The organism is Pseudomonas sp. IPO3778 (genome assembly GCF_013386825.1).
Taxonomy (GTDB): domain Bacteria; phylum Pseudomonadota; class Gammaproteobacteria; order Pseudomonadales; family Pseudomonadaceae; genus Aquipseudomonas.
The window spans coordinates 1-7218 of the sequence record NZ_JACARC010000087.1; the positions used below are offsets into that span (position 1 = coordinate 1).

Below are 7218 nucleotides of genomic sequence, written 5' to 3' on the forward strand. Positions count from 1 at the left end.
TTACCGCAGCAACGGATATACACCCCCCATCAGTGCGCAATACACACCGACTTCAACTCGGTATAAGCCTCAATCACCGCCCGCCCAAACTCCCTCCCCATCCCCGACTGCTTCACCCCACCAAACGGCATCGCCGGGTCCAGCAACACATGGGCATTCACCCAAACCGTCCCCGCTTCGATCCGCGGCACCAGGTTCATCGCTTTCCCCAGATCATTGGTCCATAAACTGGCCGCCAACCCATACCGGTTGTCGTTGGCCAACTCAATCACCGCATCCTCATCATCAAACGCCATCACCCCCAACACCGGCCCAAACACCTCTTCCCGAGCCACCGCCATCCCATGATCGATATCAGCCAGAATCGTCGGCCGCACATAAAAACCCTCACCCTCAACCTCATCCCCACCGATCACCACCCGCGCCCCTTCAGCCCGGGCCTGTGCGATATGCCGCAACACCCCTTGCTGCTGCTTGCGCGACACCAGCGGATTAATCGCCGCCTCACCATCCATCCCCGCACCCAACGGCATCGCCGACACCGCCGCCGCCAACCCCTCGACAAACCGGTCATACACCGACCGATGCACATAGAAGCGCGACGCCGCCGCACACACCTGCCCGTTGTTCAGCAACCCACCCAGGATCGCCCCCTGGATCGCCTTATCAATGTCCGCATCCGCCAACACAATCATCGGATTCTTGCCCCCCAATTCCAGCGCAAACCGCGTCATGTTTTCCATGCACGCCACACCCACGCTCTTGCCCACGGCAGTGGAACCGGTAAACGACACCTTGCTCACCAACGGATGAGCAGTCAGCACCCCACCCACCGACGCCCCGCCACCGGTCACTACGTTGAACACGCCGGCCGGAATCCCCGCCTCCAGCGCCAGTTCCGCCAGGCGCATGGCCGTCAACGGGGTTTCCATCGCCGGCTTGATAATCACCGTGCACCCGGTCGCCAACGCCGGCATCAGTTTCCAGGCCGCAATCAGCAGCGGGAAGTTCCACGGCACGATGCCCACCACCACGCCCACCGGCTCGCGCTTGGTGAACGCGGTGAATTTGGCCCCCGGCGGCAACGGGATCGACACGTCGAAGGTCTGCCCTTCGATCTTGGTGGCCCAGCCCGACATGTAGCGCATGAACTCCACCGTGGCGTTCAAGTCCAGCCCACGCGCCAGGTTGATCGACTTGCCCTGGCTCAAGGTTTCCAGCTGCGCCAGTTCTTCGGCATGGGCTTCAACCAATGCGGTGAAGTTGAGCAGGATCCGCTCGCGGTCAGCCGGGCGCAAACCCGACCACACACGGGATTTGAATGCCCCATGGGACGACTGCACCGCCTGCTCCACCACGTGCAGCGGCGCGTCCAGGGTTTCGCACAGGGTTTGCCCGGTGGCCGGGTTGACCACCTTGATGGGCTCGCCTTCGGCAAACACCCACTGGCCATCGATAAAGCAGCCATGGCGGCGGTCGAGGAATGCAGCCACCTGCGGCAGGATTTCAACGTTGCTCATGATTCACCTGTATTCACTGTTGTTCTTTGAGAAAGCAGGCGACCGCTTGGCGATCGTCGGCCGAAGCCAGGCCCATGTAGGGCATGTAGGTGCCGGGCACAAACGCCTGGGGTTGGGTGATGAATTGCGCGATGGTCTCGGCTTGCCACTCGACGTTTTTGTCACGCATCGCCTGGGAATAGCTGAAGCCGGCCATGGAACCGGATTTGCGCCCGTATACACCGGCCAGGTTCGGCCCCATCATCGTCGCGCCACCCTGGGTGACCGCGTGGCACACGCTGCATTCGTTGGCAAACACCTGGGCGCCACGGCTCTGGTCGGGGGCGCAGTCAGCGGCGAACGCGCTGTGGGCGAGGACCAGCGACAGCACGCCGGCCAGGGACAATCTGTGTGCAGTGAACATAGAAAAGCGACCTTGGAAACCATCGAAGTTGCCGACGATTGTCAGGGCTCAAGGTCGCTCGGGTTTTGCCCTGCGTGCCAGTCGTGTTGGCGGGGCTGCCAAACCGTGGATTCTGGCAAGCACAGTCAAGTGTTTGGCAACCAGACAAAAGGCACGTCACTTCGCCAGCATTAGTATCGCGGCAGACCCCAACCCTGTGGTCATGAACAAGAATGGATGCCACACCATGCTCAAGTCCCCCTTGCTTCGTCTCTCGACCCTCGCGCTGATGATCGGCGCCAACCAAGCCGGCGCTTATGAGTTGTACGCCGATGACAGCAGTCACCTGAACGCCACCCTGGAAGCAGTCTTCGGTGCCTTCCACAGCCAGCAGAACTACGCCCCCTCCGGCCGCCTGGCCAAGGGTTCGTCGTCCTGGCGTGAGGGCTACGTCAAGTACGGCCTGAGCTTCGACAAAAGCTTCAGCGGCGCCGGCACCACCTACGGCGCGGCCAACCTGCTGAGTTCCGGCACCTGGGGCGACGGCGACGCCGCCGGCTTCAGCGACGGTTCGGAGCGCACCACCCAATTCGAAGACGCCTACCTCGGCTGGCGCTCGGGCAAGCTGTTTGAGGCCCTGGGCGAGAATGGCGTGGACCTGTCCTTCGGCCGCCAGAACATCGTGGTCGGCGACGGCTTCCTGATCGACGGCGATGCGTTGAACTTCGGCAAGGGCGTGGCCGATGGCGATCTGAATCGCGGCGGCGGCTACTACATTGCTGCCCGTAAAGCCTTCGACGAGACCGCCGTACTGCGTCTGGGCGGCAAGGAAGGCTGGCGCAGCGACCTGATGTGGCTCAAGTCCGACAACCGTGCCCAGGCCAAGACCGAAATGTATGTCGCCACCCTCGAACACGTGGCCGCCGAAGGCACCGTGGGGCTGACCTACATCGACACCACCGACGTCGACAAGCAGTACGCCTCCCCCACCCAGCTGGCGCGCGACGGCATGAAGACCTACAGCGTGCGCGCCACGGGCAATGCCGGGGTGACCAACCTGTTCCTGTCCGGTGAATACGCCTGGCAGGACAAACCCCACACCGGCAACGAAGACGCCTGGTACCTGGAAGCCGGCTGGACCTTTGCCGACGTGGCCTGGACGCCGTATGTGAGCTACCGCTACAGCCGTTTCTCGGAAGGCTTCGACCCACTGTTCTACGGCTTCAGCCGGGGCTACGGCACCTGGTTCCAGGGTGAAGTGGCCGGCAACTACGCCGGGCCGTTCAACAACAATTCACGTATCCAGAACGTCACGTTCAAGGTCTCGCCCCTGCAAAACCTCAACGTCGGTGCGGTGCTGTTCGACTTCAAGACCATTGACCGCAACCTCGGCAACAGCGACGGCCACGAGCTGGACCTGTATGCCGAATGGCACGTCAACGATCACCTGACCGTGATGCCGCTGATCGGCCTGTACCAGCCGGACAAGAGCGCCGACCAGGGCGGCACGCAGCTGGGCAACCACGATAAAAACCTCTACAGCCAAGTGGTGTTCGCCACTAACTTCTAAGCCCGGCCGGGGCCATGGCGCTGCCAGGGCCCCGCCTGGCCAAGGCCTTCGCCATGCACAAGAAATTCCTCACGATCCAGAGCAAGATCGCCCTGCTCGCCGGCCTCTGCCTGTTGTTGGTGGTCGGCTTGCTGATGGGCCTGTCGCTGTACCAGACCCACCAGAGCAGCCAGCACGTGGCCCAGGCCAGCAGCGAAATGCTCGCCGCCGCCGCCAAGGAGCACATGCAGGCCCTCGGGCAAGTCCAGGCCATGCAGGTGCAACGCACGTTTATGCAAACCCACGAATACGGCCAGGGCTTGTCACGCTATGTGCTGTACCTGCGGCAACTGCAACAACAGGGCACGCTGACCCGCCCGCAACTGCGCCAGGCGCTGAGCACCCAACTGCACCAGGCCCTGATCGACAAGCCCGACCTGCTCGGGCTTTATGTCATTTTCGAAGCCAATGCCCTGGACGGCGACGATGCACAGTTCATCGACCAGGCCGCCGTGGGCAGCAACGAGGCCGGGCGGTTTGCCCAGTATTGGGTACAGGCCACACCGGGCGAGCTGACGGCGGTGATCGGCGACGAAGCGCTGCTGGCCAACACCTCTCCCGGCCCCAGCGGCGCGCCGTACAACGCCTTCTACACCTGCGCCCGCGACACCGCCAAAGCCTGTGTACTGGAGCCGTATTTCGACGAGGCCTCCGGCAGCCGCAAGCTGGTGACCAGCATTGCATTCCCGCTGGTGGAACACGGCAAGGTGATTGCGGTGGTCGGGCTGGACATCAACCTGGCAGCCCTGCAACAGGCTAGCCAAACCAGCGCCGGGCAACTGTTCGACGGCCACGGGCACGTCAGCATCGTCAGCCCCAAGGGGGTTATTGCCGCCTATAGCGAAGACGCCAACCGCCTGGGGCAACCGATCAGCACAGTGATGCCGGATGGCGCCCACGTGCTGGACGCGTTGCACCGCGGGCAGCCGCAAACTTTTGTCGATCAACAGCAAATCAAGCTGCTTGAGCCACTGGCACCGATCGCCGGTGCTGCGCCGTGGGGCGTGCTGGTGGGCGTGCCGCAGTCGGTGCTGTTGGCACCGGTCACCGCGCTGCAACAGCAACTGGATGCCCAAGGGGTAAAAAGCACCGCTCTGGAACTGCTGCTGGGCGGCGGCTCGGCCCTGCTCGGCTTGTTGTTGATCTGGTACGCGGCGTTGCGCATTACCCGGCCGCTGCAAACCCTGACCCGGGTGATGGAGGACATTTCCCGGGGCGAAGGCGACCTGACGCGGCGGCTGGAGGTGCAATCACGGGATGAGATCGGTCAGCTCGCCAGTGCATTCAACCGGTTTGTCGAACGCATCCACCAGTCGATCCGCGAAGTGTCGTCGGCGGGGCTTGGGGTCAACCAGGTGGTCAAGCGCGTGTTGTTGGCGTCGAACTCCTCGCTGAACAACTTCGATGAACAAGCCACCCGCACCCACAGCGTCGCGGCGGCGATCAACCAGCTGGGGGCCGCCGCCCAGGAAATCGCCCGCAATGCTTCCGATGCCTCGCAACAAGCCTCCGGCGCTCGGCAACAGGCAGAAGACGGGCGCCAGGTGGTGGAACGCACGATTGCGGTGATGAATGAGCTGTCGGGCAAGATCAGTGCCTCGTGCGTGCAGATCGATGCGCTGAATCACAAGACGGTGAACATCGGGCAGATCCTGGAGGTGATCAAGGGCATCTCCCAGCAGACCAACCTGCTGGCGCTGAACGCCGCCATCGAAGCCGCCCGGGCCGGTGAAGCGGGACGCGGGTTTGCGGTGGTGGCCGACGAGGTGCGCAGCCTGGCCTATCGCACCCAGGAATCGGCGCTGGAAATTCAGCAGATGATCGAAGAGCTGCAAGTGGGCGCCCGGGAATCCGTCAGCACCATGACCGAGAGCCAGCAGCACAGCGAGGAAAGCGTGAGCATTGCCAACCTGGCGGGCACGCGGCTGGCCAGTGTGACGTTGCGCATTGGCGAGATCGATAACGTCAACCAGTCGGTGGCGGCGGCGACCGAAGAGCAGACGTCGGTGGTGGAGGCGCTGAACGTGGACATTACCGAGATCAATATGCTGAACCAGGCCGGGGTGGAGAACCTGCAGTCGACGCTGCAGGCCTGTACGGAACTGGAGCGGGAGGCGCAACGATTGAATCAACTGGTGGGCAGCTTTCGGATTTGAGGCTGATCGTTCCCACGCTCCGCGTGGGAATGCCTCTTGTGGCGCTCCGCGCCACGACTTTAAAAGCGGACGCGGAGCGTCCAGGGCGGCGTTCCCACGCAGAGCGTGGGAACGATCGAGTTGTCCTTCAGCAATGGGCGCCGGCATGTTCAATCCGGTGAAACAGCCGGTTGAAATACACCAGGCTGTCGCCCTGCCCTCGCACCCCGACCCGCGACAACTCCACGAACATCACCGAATGCGAGCCCACCTCCTTGCATTCACTGATCCGCCCTTCCAGTTGCACCAGCGCATCCCGCAGCACCGGCACGCCCGCCTCGCCACCGTCCCACAGGTCCCAGGCAAACCGCTCCGCCATGGGCACCTGGGTCATCCCGGCAAAATGCCGCGCCAGTTCTTCCTGTTCCCCGCACAGCACGTTCACGCACAACTGGCCATTGGTGCGGAACACGTCATGGGTCGCGCTGCTGCGGTTCACACACACCAGCACCGTGGGCGGCGAGTCCGTCACTGAACACACCGCGCTCGCCGTGATCCCGCAACGCCCGCCCGGGCCGTTGGTGGTGATGATGTTCACCGCCGCCGGCAGTTGCGCCATGGCGTTGCGAAAATCGATTTGCTGCTGGCTCAGGTCGGCCATGTCGGTGCCCCTTTACGGTCCGTGGGTGATGCCACCAGACTAAGGCGCCACGTGCTACGCGACCATTCAGACGATCCCCATGCCGACTAGGTGGTTTCTTTATCGTCAGGGCCGTTCACACTGGGTATTCTGCTTGCAAGGCTCCCTGGATGAGCCAATGTCCGCCGCTGCGTGCTCGCGTGCGAAAACAATAATTAGAAATTCTCGTGGCAGTCCCTGATGGAAAATCCCACACCGATCGTTTACATCGTTGATGACGACAAAGACCTGCGCACCTCGCTGGCGTGGCTGCTGGAGTCGGTCAGCGTGCAGGCGCAGTGCTTTGCCGGCGCCGAAGAATTCCTCGACCACTACGACCCCCGTCAACCCGCGTGCCTGGTGCTGGACGTGCGCATGCCGCAGACCAGTGGCTTTCAGTTGCAGGAGATCCTCAACCGGCGCGGCAGCACCTTGCCGACCATCTTCGTATCGGCCCATGGCGACATCCCGATGTCGGTCACCGCGATGAAAAACGGCGCGCTGGACTTTGTCGAGAAGCCCTACAATCCGCAACAGATGATCGACCGCATCCAGGCTGCGCTGAAGACCGCCGTGCAGGCCCAGGCCGACCAGGAACAGCGCGAGCACCTGCAAGGCAAGCTGGCACTGCTGACAAGCCGGGAGCGGGAAGTATTGATGCTGGTGGTGGACGGTAAGGCGAGCAAAGTGATTGCCCGCGAGCTGAACATCAGCGTGAAAACCGTTGACGTGCACCGCACCAAGATCAAGGAAAAGATGGGTGTGACCAGCATTGCCATGCTGGTCCGCGAGGTGTTGTATCCGTAGGGCGCGATGATTGAATGTGGGAGCTGTCGAGCCTTGGCGAGGCTGCGAAGGGATCGACGCGGTGAGCCTGGGGTATCGAGTGGTCT

5 protein-coding genes and 2 pseudogenes are annotated in these 7218 nt (G+C 62.8%); 4 read left to right on the forward strand and 3 right to left on the reverse strand.

Annotated elements, in window-relative coordinates; genetic code table 11:
* Window positions 1–29 precede the first annotated feature (29 nt).
* Together HX855_RS31215 and HX855_RS31220 are read right to left on the reverse strand one after the other, a co-directional pair.
* The gene (locus tag HX855_RS31215; RefSeq protein ID WP_177090397.1) at window positions 30–1520 is read right to left on the reverse strand and encodes an aldehyde dehydrogenase family protein; all 1491 of its coding nucleotides are present in this window, start codon (window positions 1518–1520) and stop codon (window positions 30–32) included.
* Between the two features lie 13 nt (window positions 1521–1533).
* A complete protein-coding gene (locus tag HX855_RS31220) occupies window positions 1534–1923 on the reverse strand; it encodes a cytochrome c family protein (protein ID WP_177090399.1) in 390 nt (129 codons plus the stop codon).
* A 226-nt stretch (window positions 1924–2149) separates the two neighbouring features.
* Here HX855_RS31220 and HX855_RS31225 point away from each other — a divergent pair, with 226 nt between their 5' ends.
* The 3 genes and pseudogenes from HX855_RS31225 to HX855_RS33975 form a co-directional block, all read left to right on the forward strand.
* A complete protein-coding gene (locus HX855_RS31225; protein ID WP_177090401.1) occupies window positions 2150–3472 on the forward strand; it encodes a hypothetical protein in 1323 nt (440 codons plus the stop codon).
* Between the two features lie 272 nt (window positions 3473–3744).
* Window positions 3745–4812 (forward strand): annotated as a pseudogene (locus tag HX855_RS33970) (HAMP domain-containing protein); the annotation flags it as partial.
* Window positions 4813–5070: 258 nt separating this feature from the next.
* A pseudogene (locus tag HX855_RS33975) lies at window positions 5071–5667 on the forward strand (methyl-accepting chemotaxis protein); the annotation flags it as partial.
* 127 nt (window positions 5668–5794) lie between these two features.
* Here the strand turns inward: HX855_RS33975 and hpaC are convergent.
* Window positions 5795–6307 (reverse strand): 4-hydroxyphenylacetate 3-monooxygenase, reductase component, encoded by a 513-nt coding sequence (hpaC, locus tag HX855_RS31235; RefSeq protein ID WP_177090402.1) that lies wholly within the window; start codon window positions 6305–6307, stop codon window positions 5795–5797.
* Between the two features lie 219 nt (window positions 6308–6526).
* Between hpaC and HX855_RS31240 the strand changes: the two genes are divergently transcribed.
* Window positions 6527–7132 (forward strand): response regulator transcription factor, encoded by a 606-nt coding sequence (locus tag HX855_RS31240; RefSeq protein WP_177090404.1) that lies wholly within the window; start codon window positions 6527–6529, stop codon window positions 7130–7132.
* Window positions 7133–7218 lie beyond the last annotated feature (86 nt).

Coding starts and splice junctions, on each gene's coding strand:
- HX855_RS31215 (WP_177090397.1), bottom strand. CDS start 1,520: ATGAGCAACGTTGAAATCCTGCCGCAGGTGGCTGCATTCCTCGACCGC.
- HX855_RS31220 (WP_177090399.1), bottom strand. CDS start 1,923: ATGTTCACTGCACACAGATTGTCCCTGGCCGGCGTGCTGTCGCTGGTC.
- HX855_RS31225 (WP_177090401.1), top strand. CDS start 2,150: ATGCTCAAGTCCCCCTTGCTTCGTCTCTCGACCCTCGCGCTGATGATC.
- hpaC (WP_177090402.1), bottom strand. CDS start 6,307: ATGGCCGACCTGAGCCAGCAGCAAATCGATTTTCGCAACGCCATGGCG.
- HX855_RS31240 (WP_177090404.1), top strand. CDS start 6,527: ATGGAAAATCCCACACCGATCGTTTACATCGTTGATGACGACAAAGAC.